The organism is Pelomonas candidula (assembly GCF_043555985.1).
Taxonomy (GTDB): Bacteria; Pseudomonadota; Gammaproteobacteria; order Burkholderiales; family Burkholderiaceae_C; genus Pelomonas; species Pelomonas candidula.
Genome location: NZ_JBIGIC010000047.1, coordinates 1 through 696 on the forward strand (window position 1 = coordinate 1; position 696 = coordinate 696).

A 696-nucleotide genomic window follows, 5' to 3' on the forward strand; every position below is an offset into this window, starting at 1 on the left:
GGCAAGGCGCGCGACGTCAACGCGCGCTTCGCTGCGATGGTCAGCCACTACCTCTTCGAGGTCGAGTTCTGCAACCCGGCCTCCGGCTGGGAGAAGGGCCAGATCGAGAAGAACGTGCGCGACGCGCGGCATCGGCTGTGGCAGCCCGTGCCGGCGTTCCCATCGCTGGACGCGCTCAACGCCTGGCTCGAGGAGCGCTGCCTGGCGCTGTGGAAGGAGATTGCGCACGGCCAGCAGCCCGGCACCGTGCACGACGTCTGGCGGCTGGAGAAGCCGACGCTGATGAAGGTGCCGCGGCCCTTCGACGGGTTCATCGAGCACACCAAGCGTGTCTCACCGACGTGCCTGGTCACCTTCGAGCGCACGCGCTACAGCGTGCCGGCGTCGTACGCCAACAGGCCGGTGAGCCTGCGCGTCTACGCCGACCGGCTCGTCATCGCGGCCGAGGGCAATCTGATCTGCGAGCACAAGCGGGTCATCGACCGGCGACATGACACAGGCATGGGCCAGACGATCTACGACTGGCGCCACTACCTGGCCGTGCTGCAGCGCAAGCCCGGCGCCCTGCGCAACGGCGCGCCGTTCACCGAGCTGCCGGTGGCCTTCAAGAAGCTGCAGACCGAGCTGCTCAAGAAGCCAGGCGGGGACCGCGAGATGGTGGAGGTGCTGGCGCTGGTGCTGCACCACGAGGAGCAG

The 696-nt window shown here is 68.4% G+C and carries 1 protein-coding gene; it reads left to right on the plus strand.

All coding sequences use genetic code 11. From position 1 onward, the window contains the following. Window positions 1-696: Mu transposase domain-containing protein (locus tag ACG04R_RS28415; RefSeq protein WP_419964743.1), on the plus strand; the 696-nt coding region annotated here is incomplete at both ends.